Source organism: Tunturibacter empetritectus (assembly GCF_040358985.1).
Taxonomy (GTDB): Bacteria; Acidobacteriota; Terriglobia; order Terriglobales; family Acidobacteriaceae; genus Edaphobacter; species Edaphobacter empetritectus.
Genome location: NZ_CP132932.1, coordinates 1,515,386 through 1,532,780 on the forward strand (window position 1 = coordinate 1,515,386; position 17,395 = coordinate 1,532,780).

Below are 17,395 nucleotides of genomic sequence, written 5' to 3' on the forward strand. Positions count from 1 at the left end.
TCCTCATCACCCCGGAACACTGGGAGGCATGAACGGTGCGTGCGGCACTCAGCCACTGCTCGAAAGTATCGGAGTTGATGGGATTTCCATGACAAACCCCTCCTGGTTTGAATTGCAAGCTGTTTAGGGCTAAGTTCGCGATTCTCGCTTTCACATTTTCACAACTGTTGTCTGACTCCCGCTTCATTTGCCAAGGGCTTCAACTGGTGCGATAAGTCGCCTTGGAGAGCGGCCTTAGCTTCCTTTCGGCGAAAGGTCATTGCGAGCGGCCTTTGTTTGACATCTTCCATGAGGAAGCCCAAGCCGCTGTAGAACGCAAACGCGGCGAGCAAAAAGCCTGTCCATGCTGCGAAGAGAACCGCGCCGCCACCAAATCCAAATTGCACCAAGCCGCCGCCGCTGGATCGTAGGATTGCGATGGTCAAGAGAACTCCAAGCAATGGCTTTCCTGGGAATGTCACTACCGTAAGGACGATCAGGATGAGGGCCAGGAGGAGTAGAAAAACTCCCATCGCGATACTGGTGCTGCCTGGTACGCCAGTGTAAAATTCAACCCCTTGCACCACCCATGCTGCGGCAAAGATGCCCATAGCTGTGGCTCCTCCGGAGTCTCGCGAAAGGAAAGCCATGATGCACGGGATTAGCTCAAGGGGAGCGACGAAGGCCAATAGCATCACCGCGAGGAGCTTTGTGTCCGCCAACGGAATCCAGTGAAGCGCATAAGCGCTGAGCAATGCATTTCCCACTCCGAAGCCGAAGCATCCGAGGGGGAGGGCAGTGCCATAAGGACGCACGACAATCCTTGTGATTGACTGGACATCCGCTGGTTTTGTGTTCTCATCGCTCATATCTGCTTCATGCATTGCAAAAACTGCCGAGAACGGTTCCAAAGATTACGTGCGAAAGCAAAACCGCAATGGGTGTCTTGGCGCCATAGTTGAGTGCAAGAAAACCAGGTGGTTCCAGCCTGCGTGTTGCTGATGGCCCAGCCCATTCGGTCGCCATCCGCGGGTGCAGGTTGGGCATCAGAGACATACCCAGTGTGAGGACGATAGTGCCTTGAACAGCCCCAAAGAGGGCGCCTCGCCACCAGGAAGGCCCGCCAAGAAAATGGAAAGCCACGATGTATGGCAGGGCGAAGATTAAACCGCTTACGATGTGCAGTCCAAAGCCCCACAAGCGAGCTTTTGATCGTGCCGAAGTAACCATTGTGCCGAGCATAAAGGGCAAGCTCATCCGAGTGAGGTGAAGGGCTTGAGTAATCGACTCGAATGTAGCTTGTGCGAGCGTCGCCATGACGCCCCAGAACAACCAGCTTTGCCAGTTCATTGCTTCGCCTCGATCCATTGACGTGCGCTATTTCTCACGTCCTCTGCAACTTCTTTTCGTCGTTTTTCAATGGCAAGTGCAGCGCTGATCAGACCAATATGTGTAAAAGCCTGTGGGAAGTTTCCCAGCGCGGCACCGCTCTTCGGGTCGATCTCTTCGGCGAACAAGCCGACATCATTCGCGTACCGGAGAAGTTCTTCAAAGGTTTCCTCTGCTTGTTTCAGGCTACCTCCGCCCATGGCCAGATGCTCAACTGCCCAAAAACCGCAGATGCCGAAAGCTCCTTCCTCAGGGAATGTACCTCTACCGTCCGGTCGATTTCGGTAGAGGAGGGACCCGCCCGCACCTAGCTCATTCTTGATGCGGTTATAGGTGCCTTGAAGCCGCTCTGAAGAAGCTTCGTGGAAGTTGTGGAATGACATGAGCAGAAGACTAGAGTCCATCTTCTCCGACCCCGGCTCACTAGCGTAACTACGGATGCGGTCGTTCCAGGATTGGGTTTCGATAAAAGTGCGGATTTCATTCCGAGTCTTTTTGAACGCTTCGATCTGCTTTACGTCGATCGTCCCGGTCTCTGCAAATTTAACAAGCTCGTCGAGCGCCACCCAACATAACAGAAGAGAATGTGTATGCAAGACCGGCTCACCCCTTGGCTCCCAGATTCCCGCGTCCGGTTCGCGCCAGTGTTTGCATACATAATTGCCGAAATTGACGATTGTTTTTGCGGTGTCCCGGTCGAGCTTGCCTTTGCCCTTGTACAGCTTCGCCGAGGCGCAGATGACCTCCCCATAGAGGTCCATCTGCACTTGCGAGCGGGCCGAGTTTCCCATCATAACCGGGACCGAACTCCTGTAGCCGGACAGGCGCGGCAGCTCTTTCTCTTCGCCCACGATATTTCCGTAGACGTCATACACTACCATTAACTTAGGTTGCGTCAGACGCGTCGCATGAAGCATCCATTCGACAAAGGCTTCAGCCTCAAGCTCGTGACCCGTGCCGCACAACACATGGACAGCCACAGAAGCGTCGCGCAGCCAGCAATATCTGTAGTCGTAGTTCTTGTCGCCGCCGATCTGTTCCGGCAGCGAAGTTGTCGCAGCGGCAACGAACGCTCCAGAGGGAGCAAAATGGAGCATCTTAAGCGCCAGCACACTTCGCAAGACGGCTTCACGATATTCCCCGGAGTAAGAACACTTCGCAGACCACATCTGCCACCAGTCGATGGTTCGAGTGAGCGCAGCGAGTGACCCTTCAGGAAATGCGAGTGCCGCGGGCGCATCAGTCGCGAAAGTCAGCGAGAAAGATAGTCGATCTCCCGCTTGGATATTGGTCATACCGGTCGCACCGGAGGGATTGAGCTTAAACTCCATCTGGCTTTGTAAGCGAACAACCGCGCCCGGGATGTCAACGCGAAGACCGAGCTTCCCGTTATCTTGGATATCGGGCTTCTTTGTTCCATACTGGGGTCGCGGATTGAATTGCACATTGATCTCTACTTCTCCGGTCACTCCTTCGAGGATACGGATCAGTTCCCGCTGAGGAACGAGACGGCCGGATGTGAATTCTTCTCCGGCAACCGGCATGAAATCGGTCAATCGAACGGTTCCCGTCTGAGTCTCGAATGTTGTTTGGAGCACGTTTGTGTCGTGCACGTATTTTCGGCTTGTGGTGAAGGTAGTCGCGGGGCAGATCTGCCAGCTGCCTCCGTTCTCTGGCCCTATGAGATAAGCAAACATTGAAGGGCTGTCAAAGCACGGCCAGCAAAGCCAATCAATCGACCCCTCGGTCGAAACCAGCGCGGCCGAGCGGCAATCCCCAATGACTGCGTAATCCTCAATTCCAAGCTGGAGGCGAGAAAAGGTGGCCGGAAGCTCCTGAATCGGCATGGATTGACTCATCGCCATTCCCCATCCTGAAGAAATATATCTGCTGTCCGCAGGGACAGCGCCATGATCGTGAGTGCGGGGTTTGCGGGTAGTGCAGACGGGAAGACAGAGTTGTCGCAAATCCATAGATTTGGCACATCGAAGCTCCGTCCGTTCGGATCGACCACATTCGTATTTGGATTGTCGCCCATACGGCACGTGCCGATTGTGTGTGCCGATCGTTGGAAGGTCCAGATGTCGGTTGCCCCGGCGGCCTTCCAGGCAGCCGTCATGAGATCCTGGGCATGTCGACTCATACGCAGTTCGTTCTCGCCATAACTGAAGTGAACACGTGCCTTCTTCATACCCAGGGCATCGCTCTCCTCGGATAGTTCAAGGAAATTGTTTTCAGATGGAAGGCAATCGCCGTTAATCCCAATACCGGCGACGTGGTTGTACTGTTGCAAGTAATCGACGAGCGGTTTACCCCAAAGGCCGCGCCCTCGCGCCACTTGCATCGACCATGTGACCGGAACGATGCCCAGGCTTTGAGTGAGGTAACCGCCGGCGAAGCCTGCCTGTGCAGGCCGAATCGTGTCTTCGCTGATCAGAGACGCGGGAAAGCCTTTGTTCGGCCGGGTTTCATCGGCGAACGTCCCCCATACCTGCGTAGCCACATGTGCCATGAAGTTGCGACCGACCTGTCCGCTGGAGTTGCCGAGTCCTTCCCCATGCCCTCCATTGCAATGCAAGAGGAGCCGCGGTGTCTCGACCGCTCCAGCGCACAGGAACACAACCTTGCAGCGCTGTCGAATATTCTCATCGCCATGCCGATAGATTACGGCACTCACTCTTCCCTGATTGTTGAGTTCGAAGTTGTGCACAAAGCATTCAGGCCGGATCTCTGCGCCAGCTTTAACGGCTGCGGGGAGATAGGTCACATCCATGCTGGCTTTCGCGCCGTTGCGACAGCCTTGATGGCAGTATCCGCGATTCACGCAGGCGTGTCGGGCCTCATACCCTTCCTGCTGGTAATCGCTAGAGACAGCAGCCACCGGCGCCTCGCTGGTGCGGAGGCCAAGTTCGCGAAAGCCTCGCTGCATCAGTTCTGCGGGTGCATTCAAAGGTACAGGGAGCAGCGGATACCTTCGCTCCGGGTCCCAGGGATATAGTGCCGGACCTGAGACTCCGAAGAACCTTTCGAGCTTTTCGTAATAGGGCCTCAGATCGTCCACCCTCATCGGCCAGTCAACACCTATGCCGAATTCAGAATGAATCCTAAAATCACGCGGGTCAGCCCGTGGTACAAACGCTCCCCAGTGAAGCATTGAGCCGCCAACGCCTGTGCCGCTATTGTTACCACCGAACGCCGTCGGAGTGTTTCCTGCACTAAGCCGTTCGCCAAGCCAATAAAGCTCCGAGGCTGCAACTTCGTCAGTCGCAAAATCACGTCCCGGATCCCAGTTGCGTCCAGCTTCGAAAGCAACTACTCGCAATCCAGCACGAGCCAGCTTCGCCAACAATGGCGCTCCACCCGCGCCCGTGCCGATCACTACTGCATCTACTACTTCGTCCGTTCCATATCGCCGCATCGAATCAAGATTCATTCTCCCGCACCTTTGCCTTCGGCTCCCACCCCTCAACCTTGCCGAGACCCAATTGAACGAAACCGGATAATGCCGCCGAGTCTGCTCCATCCGCGATCCCGCTATACCCTAACTGTGCCAGGGTCTCAGGGTGTGACATATAAATCCCCGTAACGTCCCCCCGCAGATCCTCGAACCACCTTTGCATCTGAGTTGCGCTGAGACTCGCGACGTCAACACCAGAATCAGGCTCGCCCGCCTCCATCTCTCCGCTTTCGATCACCCTCAGGACCTGGTTCTTCTTCTCTGAGAGCAATTCAGCAAAACACGCCCGAAACTCTCTGCGCGCATACCGATCGATCGCCGCTAAGGCTCCGCGATAAGCCGTCAGATCTGGTGGTAGCTCCGAATAACGCCATCCCTTTCCTTGTCCCACCGCCAACCGCGCATCAATGCACGTTGCGAAATCGATAGAACGATCGGGCATCGGCGTTACGCATTCCGCGAGCGCCTGGAGTATCTTTTTTTCGCCCGTCGATAGGGCCGTCTTTCTGCCTGGCTCATCTGAAGATCGGAGCCGCTTCAACAGGACCTCACGCGTCGGAGTGCTTACGCGGTCGGAGTCAATGAGAGCTAGATAAGAAGGATCGATTTTCTCTTTTGTGATCATCACCCTCGCCTCTCGAAATCCGGTACGATGCGATCTGCGAAGTCGGCGATAAGCTTCGCCAGTTCCTGCGGCCGTTCCATAGGAAGGAGATGAGCTGCACCGGCCAACACCTTCAGTTGTGCATGGGGAAGATGAGGCATTACCAGCTTTGCCTGCGCATCAAAACCCAGCGCTTTGTCTTTGTCTCCCGCCACGACAAGTGCCGGTAAATTCAGTTCTCCCACGCGCTCCGCCCAATCCTCTTTGCTCCCGGAGTCAAGCCATGCATTCCACGCCGCACAGTTCATGCGCAACACATCGGAGACTGCACGTGTGAAGACGTGGGACGGGAGTGTCTGGGCTGAGTTTTCTTGAATGAATTTCTCGGCATGCTTTCGATAACTGTTTCCCGGCTTCCCGAGTCTGGCCTGCATCTCAGTCCGCTTGTCGTCGCTCATAGGCTCGGGAGACGCCGGCGACGATGCTACCAATACCAAGCCTGCCAACCCCGCGAGTTCCGGGTCATTCTTCGCACGAAGTGCAACGACCATGGAAACCTTGCCAGCCATGCTATGTCCCGCCAGCACGAAGCGCTTGAGCTTCAGGGTTTTCAGTCGCGCGATAATGTAATCGGCCATGAGCGCAACCGAGTATCCGTTGACCTCTGCGGCATCACCAAATCCGGGCAGATCGATGCCGACACACTGCAATCGGGGGGAAAGCAGTTCGATCACCTCCGCCCATTCCTTCCAACTGCCGCCGAGAAACGGCATTACTACCAAAGAAAGACCAGCGTTGTCTTTGCCAGGAGATTGTTTCAGGAGCACTTTCGTATCAGATTCATAGGCTGTTTGTCTTTCCATACATTTCACACTTCCTTCAGAAACAGCTTGTCGATCTTGAAAGTCCCAACATTCGACATGTATGACGTCAATTTGGTTACAAACCTATTGACATTCGATGCACTTTTGCGAACCAACGGGTGTAGTTTTGAGTCTGCGTTCGCTCACGCGACAGCTGTAATGTTATGAATCTTGTTAAGCCGGCACACGAAAGCAATGAACGAGATCCTACGAATAAAGACTTAAGTGATTTTCGGTCTAAATTGTAACCGCACGCATGGTTTGAGCGTCAGACTGCTAGCAGAACGAAACTGCTTTTTCACACGCACCCACTAAGCGATGACTCCTCTTTGAAAGTGCTGGAAGTAAGAGGAGTGTTGCTTTGTTAAGGAATCAACACATCATGAACATTCAGCGCCCGTCCCAACATTTCATCGCTCAAGGCCTTCTGGCTGGATTAATTGGCGGCGTGGGAGGTTCAGCAGCTAAGTTGATCGGTGAGGCTGTTTATCCTCCGAGAACGCAAGGGCAAGACCCCCCTCCTGCTGTCTTGGCGGAGAAAGTCGTCGGTCATCCGCTTAGTGAGACTCATAAAGAAATTGCAACCCAATTCTTTCACTGGACACTTGGAACGAGTATCGCTGGAGCGTACGGAGTGGCGGCGGAGTTTTCGCCTATCGTAACGGTTGGCTACGGCGTGGCGTTTGGGATCGCGGTCATGCTGGGTACCCATGAATCGACACTTCCTCTCCTGGGTCTCGACAAACCGCCGACGCAGCAGCCGTTGCGAGAGCACACAAGCGAACTTGCGACCCATTCTCTCTACGGTTTTGTCGTGGAGTTTATTAGAAGGCGCCTCATTAAGCGGTGGAGGGCTGTTGCATCCTAATGACTGAGGCTTGATATCAGTCGATTTACAAAAGACATTCTTCCAGCAACTTGCTGCCATTGAGCATCAAAGTCGTAGGTTGCATGATGAGTATTGCAAAGTTTCATCAATGGGAAGAACCTACGAGTTTAGGTTGAGAAGACGGCTGGCAAATTCAATTCACTGGACGACATAAAATCGTATCGATAAAAGCATTTGCAGTAGAGGTCGCAAGTCAATCATGAGCTCACCACCTGTTGTTGTGATTACGGGAGCGTCTGCTGGTCTGGGCCGCGCAATTGCGCATGCTTATGCCAAACGCGGCGCAAAACTAGGTCTTCTAGCCAGAAGTTCAGAGGCACTCGCTGCGGCTCAGCGCGAATGCCATGAGTTTGGCGGCCAAGCAATCTTCATTTCCGTCGATGTCTCGGACGCTGAGGCGGTGGAACGGGCAGCTAGCCAGATTGAGCAGGAGTTGGGTCCAATCGATATATGGATCAACAACGCCATGGTCAGTGTGTTCTCTCCAGTCAAAGACATGGAGGCATCTGACTACAAGCGTGTTACAGACGTGTTGTATCTCGGGTTCGTTTATGGAACATTATCCGCTTTGCGCCGGATGCTGCCGCGCAATAGGGGAACAATCGTTCAAATTGGCTCCGCGCTTTCGTATCGTTCGATTCCTTTGCAATCGGCCTACTGCGCGTCCAAACACGCCATCAATGGCTTTACTGACTCACTTCGTTGTGAACTGTTTCATGATCACAGCAACGTTCGACTCACCGCCGTACACATGCCCGCGATGAATACGACTCAGTTTGGCTGGGTAAAGAATCGGATGCCGCACAATACCCAACCCGTCCCTCCAATCTTCGAACCGGAGATCGCCGCGGAAGTAGTAGTGGCTGCGGGATTAGCGAAACATCCTCGTCGTGAATATTGGGTGGGCGCACCAACGATCGCCGCGATCCTCGCCCAGAAGGTGGTTCCAGGCTTGCTTGATCGATATCTCGGCAGGACAGGATACAAAGCGCAACAGCTGATGGATGAGCCTAGCGATCCGAATGCTCCCAACAACCTGTACGAACCAGTCGCAGGAGCGCACAATACGCGTGGCAAGTTCGACGACCGATCCAAACATACCAGTGCAGAGGTCTTCCTCTCCATGCACCGTACGTGGCTTGTTCTTGGGGCTGCGGCTCTGGTCGGCGCAGGCGTTGCTGCGTTTGGCGGAAGGAGACGTTCGTGAGGGTAGACAAGAAAGGTCACTCGGAGAATATAGCCCTTGTCACCGCAACTTCGGCTGCAATCCTGACTTTGTTACCAGTGGCGGCTCACCAGGTGGGCCTACTCTCGCACTTACCGGATCCGCCCTTTGCCATCTTTACCTCCGATGACATTACCGAATCGAAAGCAGCGCACCCATTAGGAATTCCAGACGGTCTTCTTGGGCTCGGAAGTTATGGGGGCACTCTCGCACTTATCCTACTTTCGCGACGACACCCGATAGCACGGAAGATGCTTGTCGTGAAATTGGTAGCCGATGGATCGGCTGCAAGTTTCAATGCAGTTAGGCAATTGGTGTCGTTCGGAAAATTATGTTCGTGGTGCACCGGTACGGTTCTTTGTACTGCAGCTATGGTCTTCGCGGGACGAAAACTCATCGCACAAGAAACCGTAGTCGTGAGTCGGCGCCTCAGTTAACTCTAACTTTAATTAAAAGTAGAAGCCGTGGATCCTGTGGTGAGCGAACAGTTCAGCAAAAACAAGAAGTACAGTTATAACGCTCACCCAAAACGTGAACTGCTCCATACGCTTCTTGTGTGCTGATATTGGAGTCAGACGCCACTGAGCTGACGGTCTTCGGCGAAGTCGCCTCACTTGCCAAAGAACGGCGAAATTGAGAGCCGCGCCAGCGAGAGCAAAGATCAGCATCGGCAGCCTAATCCGATCCCTATGAAAATCCTGCGAAGGAGCAGACGTGGCAATCGAGGTAACGAATGCCGCTAAGCCAATCGCGAAACGCATGCCGCTGGCTGCGATCACCGCAGTACAAACGCTTTGAAGAAAGGCGAATGCCAGCGCCGACCACGCGAGAGCCCCGCTACGGGTCTCGATTCGCTCCATTCTCTGAAGTTCATCTACTGTCTGTTGCGCCATCTATCCATTCTCACACCATTTGTCAGGCTCGTCTTAGAATTTAGCCGAGGCTTTTAAGGTCTGATTCGACGGTGTAAAGACATCATTGCGTAACTACACATCGATCAATGAGTTCCACACGATTCAGCCGCGATTTCCAGACGCGGATTCAGCACAATCCCGGTTGTCGGAACCCGCAAAGGCGTGTGTAGCAATGAACAAAGGTGTCTTGCGCGTTGAACCGCCGCACGCTGCAATGCAATCTGAAACTACAGATACTTAGCGACCGAACAATTGGTCAAATCCTCGGCGGTTCGATTCGGGACTGATCTGATCGGCTGTTGAAGCTTTCCACTTGCACGAAGAGTCGGCTTTGGACGGCGCCCTCCGATACGACCTTGGTCACGGGCGGACTCCAGGCCCGCTCGCGTTCGCTCACGCAGCATGGCTCGCTCAAATTCCGCAAACGATCCGATCATCTGCATCATCATTCGGCCGGCGGGTGTCGTGGTGTCGATCGCCTCTGTGAGGCTGCGGAAACCCGCCTTCGCTTCCTGTATCCGCTCCATGATCGTGAGGACATCCCTCAATGATCGCGAAAGCCGGTCCAGCTTCCAGACGACCAGGACATCTCCTTTACGAAGATGGTCGAGCAGTCGTTGCAGCTCAGGACGATTCCAGCGCCCCCCGGGTGGCCTTCTCCCGGAAGCAATCCAGATGGGATACCATTCGTTACCACTTTGTAGACTGTCACAATCCACACACCTCCCGTGAGGACGATGAATAGCCCATCAATCCATCCCAGCCGCTTCTTTTCTCGCGAGTTTGCCATGGGTATTTCGATGTTAGCCGACGCGGTCGCAGCTGCAAACTGGGTTCCCAGCAACGCCTCCCCAACAACCGGAGTTGTCGTCGGTAGCGGAGAGCTGACGTTTAGCGGATTAAGTCAAAGTGCTAAATGAGGTCATCTTAGATATTGTGGACGGAAATGCTCAGAAGCTGTGTATGCCTCTTCTTGATCTTTTGCAGCATGGGGTCGAGCTTTCTTTCCGGTCAGGAGTTGCAGAGGAGACTTGACACGGAGAAGGGTGAGACACGCGATGCCCTATCGGCACACCCTCTCTCTTGGTGGACCAAGGACCTGTTGCGACTGGATTCGAGCGGAGATCTCATGCTTGGCTTTAAAGCACCCGACGGCCAACCTCTCACAGCGAAAGACTACCGGACAAAACAAACGATAACCAAAGTGGGTGTCCTCGCAGGACACGCTATCCTTCAAGTACAAACCTCCATTCACCCGGGTCCGCGAGTGATCGCAGCAGGTTTTGCCTCTGATGACGGGAGCGCTGGAGAGTGGAAAGATTTGCTTGTATCTACGGGGAGCGAAGGCTTATACGTCGAAATCTACGCGCTGCACTATGACGGAGGTGGGCTGATCCATGAGACAACAGCGCAGCTGTTTGGATCGGGAGCGAATGCCTTTTTAGGTAGCTATGATCCAGATACTGGAAACGGCGGCGGTTGTCTTGACGGCTACTGGTGGATCGACAACAAGGGTCCTCACGAAGTCAATTTTTCTCCCCTGCTCGAAGCAATCAAGCGTGAGATTCCGGCGAATTCCAGGTTCACTCCGAACTGCTGGGCTCTGCACCCTGAGACTTCTGAATTGAAGAGCTGGGTGCAACGTAGGGACGCCGAGTGTCGCGCTTGTGGCGGTCTCGGGGAGATACATGCTGTCTATAGGATCGAGCAAGGCGTCGCTAAACCCGTATCCGTTAGCTTCAAAGCTACCAAACCGTAGTTCGGACCGATTGGCTTTCTTGTCTTCTCTGAAACGAACGTTTCAGAGCAGTACGCTGCCCCAACCCTTTGGTTTATGAACCCAAGGGGCGTGACAACTCCTTACGACCTGATAGGCCAGGGCCGCTCCTCCAATGAGTGACTCGGTCTGGTAGCAAGAATCGAGAGCGATCTCCAATATTGAACAGGCTCATTCATTGCTTAAACCCAACATTGCTGTTACCAGGGGCAATCTGCCAGTTTCAGCGACCTGCTCAAAGGGACATGCCCCAGGGCCGTGGCGCGACAGCACGTTAGTTTTGGCTGTTCAGTTTGGCGATGAGTTGCGGTGTCCAAGTTGCTAACGTCGCACCGTTGGCATCCGCCTGCTCAGCAATCTGGTTGTAGAAAACGAGCAGCTTTCTGGGATCAAGCAGGCACTCATTGAGTGCGGATCGACCATACTGTTTTTCAACCAGGGATGCCATCTCGTAGCCGACGGTATACCAGCCGCCCTGAATTTCGCCCCAGAATGGAGCCGCTCGCTTTCGGATCTCTGTATCGGGGGTCAATTTCCCATCGAGAATATCCATCAAAAGCTGCTGTATCGATTGAAGATCGACATTGAAGTGCATCATGTCGGCGTCCCACCGAGCTCGTGCTACCCCGTCATCTTCCCAATGCGGGTGTCGGTCCGCCGATCCCGCCGCGGCGAGCATCGCTTCCCCCTCGCCAAACCCACCGATCCATTCCATCGCTTTTTTCACATTGAGTGGCAGCCCGGCTTGTATCGCGTCCTGCTGTTTTTCGAGGCTTGCTAGCCCAATATGATGACATTCGTGGGCGACGGTATTCTCGAATTTGTCTTGAGACTGCTTTTCAAGGTAGAGGAAGATTGCGGGGCTCTCGCCCTGTTTAGCCCAGACAAAGCTATTGTGTACCGGCTTGATCTCAGGAAAGACGCGGGCGTGGATAGTTGCGCCGGGCGGCAACCACGTCAGCACGTTGGCTCCCAACGCAGCCATGTTTGCCTTTTCAAGATTGGTGAGCGTGTCGTGCCACTCTGCTCTCTTGCTGAGCGTTTCTGGCTGGAGAAGAAAGTGCTTGAATGTTTCGTCCGTAAATTCTCGCCCCATGGCGGCTTCGCGGTCTTTTAGCCACTGGTACGGAGTGGTTGCAAAGAGCCTTTGCCAGTCTTCAGGATTTACCGCTTGATGGGCGGCTTCCTTATCAAGGATTTGCAAAGCCTGTTCAGCTTCGGAAGTGTCCAAGGTGAGCTGGACTGAGGGCGTTGTTTGCGCGGTGGCCAACCGTACTCCACATAAAACTGTAACCAGAAAGACGATCGCTCCTTTGTGCAAGGGCCGCTCCTAAGAAAGATTAGCTACATACATTAATAACGTGCTTCGGGTGGTACTTGTTGCGACGATAGCTTTTCGCTAGGCCTGCCCAACTAGGCTGAAGCGGCAGGTGTAAGGAGACGGTAGAGAGTGGCCGGATGAACGCTGAAGGTACGGGCGACCTCGCGGACGTGTTTGCCTTCCTTGAGCAGTCTTTTGGCGAGCTCGCGCTGATTTTCATTCATCTTCTTGGGGCGACCGAAGCGGACGCCGCGCTTGTGCGCGTCCGCCCGTCCGGTCCGGTGCGTTCGCGGATCAGATCACGTTCAGATCGGCGATACCAGCAAAGATGGTCATGATCATCTTGCCGGCGTGGGTGGTGGTGTCGGCCCAGGGTTCCGAAATAGATTGAAAGCGGGCGCCGACCTGATTGATCGTCTCGACGATTTCCAGCAGATTGCGGGTGGAGCGAGGCTTCCAGACAGTGACGATGTCGCCCTCGCGGAGCTGATCGAGCATTCGGTTCAACTCCGGGCGGTCTCGGTACGCCCCGGAGACTTTTTCCCGGAAGACAGCCGTTGATCTTCGGTCGAGACCCTCGCATACCCTATCTTCATTGAACCTGCCTCCCAATCCTTTTGCAAAATATATCGCACTCAGGATTCCTAATGCGAGACTCGCCCCTGTTCTCTCCAGGACCGTCAACCCGTATGGCAGCGTACACGCCAGCGGGCACAATGGATCTGTCCTGGGACCTCGCCGCAAGACGATCCGCCTCAGACCCTTCAGCAGAGGAAGGCAGACTTTGAGCGGTCGCTTCTGGCGACCCGCTTACCAAAGAAGAAATTCTAGCGACGCAGTGAGATCGGGCGAAGTTTGCAGACTGGCGAGATGGCCCTGTTCAACGATGGATGGCAAAACTGTGGCATGTAGCGAATGAGGACATTCCTTGTTTTGGTCCTGGGGCGCGGAGTTCGATTCTCATGAAGCACGATGGTCGAGGACAACTCTTCCATCCCAGTAAACCCCGTTCTGAGCAGTCAGCCGGAACGAGGAGCGCGCCCGGCACCATATTCGCTGTCTCAAGAGGCTCGGCTACAACACCTTCGCGGCTGAGTAGAGCGCCCTATTCTCAGAACAATGTCCTGTGTCATGCGTTGAGATCCACCACGGTGACTTTGCACTCTAGAAGCGTCAGTTCAGGGCAGGACATTTTTCAGGTCTAAACAGCTCTGTCTGGTATATGACATAAGCGTATACTCTCGTCACGACAAGGCGGATCGCACCTTTAGCCCGCCGAGGGAGAACTCTCATGGCGAACGCGAAGGTGCTCCTGGTCGATGACGACAACACCATTCGATACAGTCTTAGCATGATTCTGGAGCAGCATGGCTTCAAAGTGAGCAGCGCGGCGAAGCAGATAGCAGATACAGGAGGCGGCCTGACGCTCGATGCGTCAACCCTGACCTTCAATCAACTTCGAGACATTACAACAGCTGCGAGTTCCGGGAAGGCCAAGATCACAGTGAAAAACCTCACCAGTCTTACCTCATTGCAACTCGGCGAACTAAGTGCGCTCGCCCCAGGCTTGATAGTCTTTGATTTAACGAGCTGAAACGAAGCCGTACCGAATCCTGTCTGATGTGTTCGGCTTGATACTGAGGCCCGGACCCTAACGTAACGGAGCGGCCTTAGCCGGGTCTTCATCAATAAAGCCGAACGATCTAACTGCGGGTTCCTGAAAGAGCATCTGGCTTTCCTGCAATTTCGGGCAGCGTTGAAGGCCCTACTCGATTCAGACACAGACCCGGACTTAGGCAATTTGGCGGGATTGACTCCATTGATGTCTGCTGAGGGCTTTCGAGCCCTTGATCACTGACATTAGCGATGCCGATTGGCACATAGGTGACCGGAGAAAAGATGAGTCCCAAGGAACGCGTTTTTGTCAGCTTTGCATCGGCAGCTCCGCCATAGCCTGCAATGGAAAGACTCAAAAATCTTGGTAGTGCCCTCAATTGCTCCGCGAAGGGAGGCTGGTAGAGGTCATGCCGAAATGGCATTTCCGGACGCTCGACCTTTGGCTTGTCCATCTTGGCAACAGGTACATCCCGCGTCAAGTGCGTGTCTTCAAAGAGTTCGCGAGTCAAATGGTGCCCTCGCTTTTCCCAACTCTCCCGAAATGATCTGCGACATGAAACGAGCTCTCGTTGTCGATACAACACCCCATCAACCCTATCAACAAAACGACCATGAGCGATTCAGCCTTACACCCCTTTGGCGACGCGCTGCTCGATAATCCGATTTGGAATTCGCTCACCACGAGTCACGCCCATCTCGCTGTAGGGTCCCATATTGGACAGGGCCTCGCCCGCCGTTATCCTGCCGAGGTAGGCCCACTCTCGGCTTTCCAGGAACCAACACCGGCTGCATATGCGGACCTGGCCGCTATTGTCCCGGAGGGAGACGTTGCCGTTCTCTTTCTCGAAGACCAACCCGAAATTCCTGCAGGCTGGCAGCTTCTCCGCGGTGGAACACTCGTTCAGATGGTCTGCCCGTCGATTCCGGAACAACCTCCTCTCGACGACACAATTGTCTTGATGGAGGCGGCTGATATCCCCGAGATGGTTGCTCTAGCAGACCTCACTGAGCCGGGACCGTTTCGCCACGATACCGCCAAGCTCGGAAGATTCTTAGGAATTCGGGTCGACGGTCGTCTCGCTGCGATGGCTGGACAACGATTATCCCCAACCGGCTTCGCGGAAGTCAGCGCCGTCTGCACTCACCCTAGTTTCTGCGGCCGCGGATGTGCCCAAGCGCTTGTTGCCGCAGTCACGCGGAACATTCGCGCCGAAGGCCGCACTCCGTTTCTAACCTCCCTTGAGGCAAACACGGGAGCGGTTCGCATTTATCGGCAGGTGGGGTTTGTCGTTCGTCGCACTTTCCAGCTAGCAGTGATCAAGCCACCCTCGCCAGGCATCAAGCGGGTGTCGCGAATCTCGACTCTTCGCTAGACATGAAAATCGGCTCGAACGGAATCGTTCGAGCCGTCATCTGGAACGGCCAACGTTTCAAGCTAGACTTTCTCCCGGACAACACATCGTCTCCAGCAAAAGCCGCCATCAAGGAAGAAGTCAAAGATGCCTATTTGCCAATAATACCCACGATTAGAAATGCAAAAGCTATCGTGAGGAGCAGAACACGCTGCGGTGAGGCATGTCCCATCTGCTCCGGTAATCTAGTGTGCGTCTAAGCTAATGCATTTCAAAGCTCGACCATCGCGACGGGAAGACTCTGGATGACAACGTACCATTAGCGTACATCGACGAACCGAAAACATCCCAGATAGCCCTAAGTCATCCTAAATTGGTCTCAGTCTAAACTCTTTTGGTTTAGTTACTTACTCTCATTCTAAACCGCTTGGCATAATTGGAAGGTGGCCCTGAAAAGGCCGGCATCGGCGGTTCGATTGGTTCGGCTATTTTACCCATGAAGGGTAGAAGCCAAACGGGGGTCCAATAAGGGTCCAATAGCAGCGTTTTTCGGTGTAATCAGTGGCGTAGAGTGCGGTCTGTGCCAACTGGTTTCAATAAGTTGCGTTACATTGAGATCTTGACACGGTAGAGGTCAGCGGTTCGAATCCGCTCGTGCCTACCAAACTCCCCAAACAACTCCTTCATCAGAGACGCCCCTTCCAGTCTGAAAAGGGCACAAGAGCCCCATCTCTATTGCATACCGTTCTCTGTTTCTTATCTGGCAGGTGACTTCGCCGGAGCCTTGTTGTATTTTTCGGAAGCGCTGGACATCACCGTAATTAACGCGTCGTGGGCGGTTCTGTTCTGGTTACGAGCTTTGTCAAATTCGTTCTTCGCTTCACCGGCCTTCCCCATCGAGCGGTACAGCCGCCCCAACCGCATGTGGACATTCACATCGTCCGGTTTGAGTGCGGCAGCCGCTTTGAACTCTCGCAGCGCGTCCTCTTCGCGGTTGGCCTCGGCGTAGACAATGCCCAGATCGAGATGCCCCATAAAAATTGCGGGGTCGACCTTCACCACCTTTTCCAATAAGGACCGGGCGTCTTCATTCCGGTTCATCTGAATCTCTGCGTCTGCCAGGTAGACCATTGCCTGGGTGTAATCCGGTGTATTCTCGAGCTCGGCCTGAAACTCCCGGGAAGCTTCCTGGTACTGCCGTTGCGTCCACAACAAGTACCCCAGTCCGAAGTGCGCGTTAGGTTCCTTCGGATTGACCTGAACCGCAGCGCGAAACTCCCGCGTCGCTCCGGCTGTATCTTTCATCTCATCCAGCGCTTCTCCAACCAAAATGTCGGCCTCGGCGGACTCAGCATTCTGCGCAACCATCCGATGGTAGGTATCCAGAACGCATTGATACTGCTTCGATAACAGGCAGCTATGCGCTAAGGTCAAGAGCAAGGAAAGATTCTGCCCGTCGCGGTCCGCAACTTGTTTAAGGTATGGGACTGCAGCCTGATACTCGCCCAAGCCATAGTGCGACATTCCGACCAACACATTCAGACGCTGCATCTCGGATGTGGATTGCGACTGTAATCTGAGCAGTGGAGTGAAGGTTTGAATCGCCTGTTTGTATTGACCATCCTTGAAGAATGCCAGACCAAGGTTCAAACGCAGGCCGGGCATCGCGGGTTTCAACGCCATGGCCTTCCGATAGTAGACAATCGCCTGCGGGTAATGGCCCTGACGGGCTTCAAGAAGACCCAGTTGGGCAAGCGGCTCGGCATTCGTTGGGTGGGCCTTCGATAAGGCAATCAAGGTAGCTTCGGAATCAGTCGCGCTCTGTGGTTGATCGTGTGGGACCGCTGCCTGCGTCGAATCGCTCTGTGAGTATATGGGTGGATTCCAGGTAACCAGCACCAACGCCAACCAGATGGCTAACCTGTAACTCAATAGATATCTCTCCTCACATCCTCTCAGATTTTCTCTCGCTGAAGCCTGACACGCAACGGCATCGTTTCACTAGGCA

The 17,395-nt window shown here is 54.3% G+C and carries 19 protein-coding genes and 1 pseudogene; 6 read left to right on the plus strand and 14 right to left on the minus strand.

Features of this window, described 5'->3' with window-relative positions; all coding sequences use genetic code 11:
- Positions 1-158: 158 nt before the first annotated feature.
- The 6 genes from RBB75_RS06305 to RBB75_RS06330 are packed head-to-tail and all read right to left on the minus strand — an operon-like array spanning position 159 to position 6,292.
- Positions 159-848 carry a hypothetical protein gene (locus RBB75_RS06305; protein WP_353069918.1) on the minus strand — a complete coding sequence of 230 codons (690 nt, stop codon included), beginning with the start codon at positions 846-848 and terminating at the stop codon, positions 159-161.
- Between the two features lie 7 nt (positions 849-855).
- A complete protein-coding gene (locus RBB75_RS06310) occupies positions 856-1,329 on the minus strand; it encodes a hypothetical protein (protein WP_179640057.1) in 474 nt (157 codons plus the stop codon).
- Positions 1,326-3,233: a glycoside hydrolase family 15 protein gene (locus RBB75_RS06315; RefSeq protein ID WP_353069919.1), complete on the minus strand. Its 1,908-nt coding sequence runs from the start codon at positions 3,231-3,233 to the stop codon at positions 1,326-1,328. Before RBB75_RS06315 ends, RBB75_RS06310 begins: the two co-directional genes overlap by 4 nt.
- On the minus strand, positions 3,224-4,801 hold the full coding sequence (locus tag RBB75_RS06320) for a GMC family oxidoreductase (protein ID WP_353069920.1): 1,578 nt from the start codon (positions 4,799-4,801) through the stop codon (positions 3,224-3,226). Before RBB75_RS06320 ends, RBB75_RS06315 begins: the two co-directional genes overlap by 10 nt.
- Positions 4,791-5,450, minus strand: a complete 660-nt coding sequence (locus RBB75_RS06325) for a gluconate 2-dehydrogenase subunit 3 family protein (protein ID WP_179640060.1) — start codon at positions 5,448-5,450, stop codon at positions 4,791-4,793. Before RBB75_RS06325 ends, RBB75_RS06320 begins: the two co-directional genes overlap by 11 nt.
- Positions 5,450-6,292, minus strand: a complete 843-nt coding sequence (locus RBB75_RS06330) for an alpha/beta fold hydrolase (RefSeq protein WP_353069921.1) — start codon at positions 6,290-6,292, stop codon at positions 5,450-5,452. The genes RBB75_RS06325 and RBB75_RS06330 overlap by 1 nt, the downstream gene beginning before the upstream one ends.
- 382 nt (positions 6,293-6,674) lie before the next feature.
- On the opposite strand from RBB75_RS06330, the gene RBB75_RS06335 reads away from it, so the two are divergent.
- The 3 genes from RBB75_RS06335 to RBB75_RS06345 all read left to right on the plus strand — a co-directional run bounded on the left by RBB75_RS06335 (position 6,675) and on the right by RBB75_RS06345 (position 8,843).
- The gene (locus tag RBB75_RS06335) at positions 6,675-7,160 is read left to right on the plus strand and encodes a DUF1440 domain-containing protein (protein WP_353069922.1); all 486 of its coding nucleotides are present in this window, start codon (positions 6,675-6,677) and stop codon (positions 7,158-7,160) included.
- A 220-nt stretch (positions 7,161-7,380) separates the two neighbouring features.
- Positions 7,381-8,388, plus strand: a complete 1,008-nt coding sequence (locus RBB75_RS06340) for an SDR family oxidoreductase (RefSeq protein ID WP_179640063.1) — start codon at positions 7,381-7,383, stop codon at positions 8,386-8,388.
- A 92-nt stretch (positions 8,389-8,480) separates the two neighbouring features.
- Positions 8,481-8,843, plus strand: coding sequence for a vitamin K epoxide reductase family protein (locus RBB75_RS06345; protein ID WP_353070362.1), 363 nt, complete (start codon positions 8,481-8,483; stop codon positions 8,841-8,843).
- A 12-nt stretch (positions 8,844-8,855) separates the two neighbouring features.
- On the opposite strand, the gene RBB75_RS06350 is transcribed toward RBB75_RS06345, so the two are convergent.
- The 3 genes from RBB75_RS06350 to RBB75_RS06360 all read right to left on the minus strand — a co-directional run bounded on the left by RBB75_RS06350 (position 8,856) and on the right by RBB75_RS06360 (position 10,110).
- Positions 8,856-9,299 (minus strand): hypothetical protein, encoded by a 444-nt coding sequence (locus RBB75_RS06350; protein ID WP_179640065.1) that lies wholly within the window; start codon positions 9,297-9,299, stop codon positions 8,856-8,858.
- A gap of 248 nt (positions 9,300-9,547) precedes the next feature.
- Positions 9,548-9,943, minus strand: coding sequence for a recombinase family protein (locus RBB75_RS06355; protein WP_353070363.1), 396 nt, complete (start codon positions 9,941-9,943; stop codon positions 9,548-9,550).
- Complete coding sequence (locus RBB75_RS06360) at positions 9,865-10,110, minus strand: hypothetical protein (protein ID WP_353070428.1); 246 nt, start codon at positions 10,108-10,110, stop codon at positions 9,865-9,867. The genes RBB75_RS06355 and RBB75_RS06360 overlap by 79 nt, the downstream gene beginning before the upstream one ends.
- Positions 10,111-10,449: 339 nt before the next feature.
- On the opposite strand from RBB75_RS06360, the gene RBB75_RS06365 reads away from it, so the two are divergent.
- Entirely contained in the window at positions 10,450-11,079 is a 630-nt protein-coding gene (locus RBB75_RS06365; RefSeq protein WP_353069923.1) for a hypothetical protein, read from the plus strand.
- Between the two features lie 292 nt (positions 11,080-11,371).
- On the opposite strand, the gene RBB75_RS06370 is transcribed toward RBB75_RS06365, so the two are convergent.
- From RBB75_RS06370 to RBB75_RS06380, 3 genes and pseudogenes are all read right to left on the minus strand, one after another.
- A complete protein-coding gene (locus RBB75_RS06370) occupies positions 11,372-12,367 on the minus strand; it encodes a DUF5700 domain-containing putative Zn-dependent protease (RefSeq protein ID WP_353069924.1) in 996 nt (331 codons plus the stop codon).
- Between the two features lie 143 nt (positions 12,368-12,510).
- Positions 12,511-12,645, minus strand: a pseudogene (locus RBB75_RS06375) (helix-turn-helix domain-containing protein); the annotation flags it as partial.
- Positions 12,646-12,712: 67 nt separating this feature from the next.
- A complete protein-coding gene (locus tag RBB75_RS06380; RefSeq protein WP_306459727.1) occupies positions 12,713-13,162 on the minus strand; it encodes a recombinase family protein in 450 nt (149 codons plus the stop codon).
- Positions 13,163-13,709: 547 nt separating this feature from the next.
- On the opposite strand from RBB75_RS06380, the gene RBB75_RS06385 reads away from it, so the two are divergent.
- Entirely contained in the window at positions 13,710-14,012 is a 303-nt protein-coding gene (locus RBB75_RS06385) for a hypothetical protein (RefSeq protein ID WP_179640068.1), read from the plus strand.
- A 109-nt stretch (positions 14,013-14,121) separates the two neighbouring features.
- Here RBB75_RS06385 and RBB75_RS06390 read toward each other — a convergent pair whose 3' ends face one another.
- On the minus strand, positions 14,122-14,514 hold the full coding sequence (locus tag RBB75_RS06390; protein ID WP_353069925.1) for a hypothetical protein: 393 nt from the start codon (positions 14,512-14,514) through the stop codon (positions 14,122-14,124).
- Positions 14,515-14,646: 132 nt separating this feature from the next.
- On the opposite strand from RBB75_RS06390, the gene RBB75_RS06395 reads away from it, so the two are divergent.
- Positions 14,647-15,408, plus strand: coding sequence for a GNAT family N-acetyltransferase (locus RBB75_RS06395; RefSeq protein ID WP_353069926.1), 762 nt, complete (start codon positions 14,647-14,649; stop codon positions 15,406-15,408).
- A 735-nt stretch (positions 15,409-16,143) separates the two neighbouring features.
- Here the strand turns inward: RBB75_RS06395 and RBB75_RS06400 are convergent.
- Entirely contained in the window at positions 16,144-17,319 is a 1,176-nt protein-coding gene (locus tag RBB75_RS06400; RefSeq protein ID WP_179640071.1) for a tetratricopeptide repeat protein, read from the minus strand.
- Between the last annotated feature and the right edge of the window lie 76 nt (positions 17,320-17,395).

Excerpts from the sequence above, each read along its gene's own strand:
- RBB75_RS06335 (WP_353069922.1), top strand. The coding sequence starts at position 6,675 with ATGAACATTCAGCGCCCGTCCCAACATTTCATCGCTCAAGGCCTTCTG.
- RBB75_RS06315 (WP_353069919.1), bottom strand. The coding sequence starts at position 3,233 with ATGGCGATGAGTCAATCCATGCCGATTCAGGAGCTTCCGGCCACCTTT.
- RBB75_RS06350 (WP_179640065.1), bottom strand. The coding sequence starts at position 9,299 with ATGGCGCAACAGACAGTAGATGAACTTCAGAGAATGGAGCGAATCGAG.
- RBB75_RS06310 (WP_179640057.1), bottom strand. The coding sequence starts at position 1,329 with ATGAACTGGCAAAGCTGGTTGTTCTGGGGCGTCATGGCGACGCTCGCA.
- RBB75_RS06395 (WP_353069926.1), top strand. The coding sequence starts at position 14,647 with ATGAGCGATTCAGCCTTACACCCCTTTGGCGACGCGCTGCTCGATAAT.
- RBB75_RS06340 (WP_179640063.1), top strand. The coding sequence starts at position 7,381 with ATGAGCTCACCACCTGTTGTTGTGATTACGGGAGCGTCTGCTGGTCTG.
- RBB75_RS06320 (WP_353069920.1), bottom strand. The coding sequence starts at position 4,801 with ATGAATCTTGATTCGATGCGGCGATATGGAACGGACGAAGTAGTAGAT.
- RBB75_RS06330 (WP_353069921.1), bottom strand. The coding sequence starts at position 6,292 with ATGGAAAGACAAACAGCCTATGAATCTGATACGAAAGTGCTCCTGAAA.
- RBB75_RS06385 (WP_179640068.1), top strand. The coding sequence starts at position 13,710 with ATGGCGAACGCGAAGGTGCTCCTGGTCGATGACGACAACACCATTCGA.
- RBB75_RS06360 (WP_353070428.1), bottom strand. The coding sequence starts at position 10,110 with ATGGCAAACTCGCGAGAAAAGAAGCGGCTGGGATGGATTGATGGGCTA.
- RBB75_RS06305 (WP_353069918.1), bottom strand. The coding sequence starts at position 848 with ATGAGCGATGAGAACACAAAACCAGCGGATGTCCAGTCAATCACAAGG.
- RBB75_RS06365 (WP_353069923.1), top strand. The coding sequence starts at position 10,450 with ATGCTTGGCTTTAAAGCACCCGACGGCCAACCTCTCACAGCGAAAGAC.
- RBB75_RS06325 (WP_179640060.1), bottom strand. The coding sequence starts at position 5,450 with ATGATCACAAAAGAGAAAATCGATCCTTCTTATCTAGCTCTCATTGAC.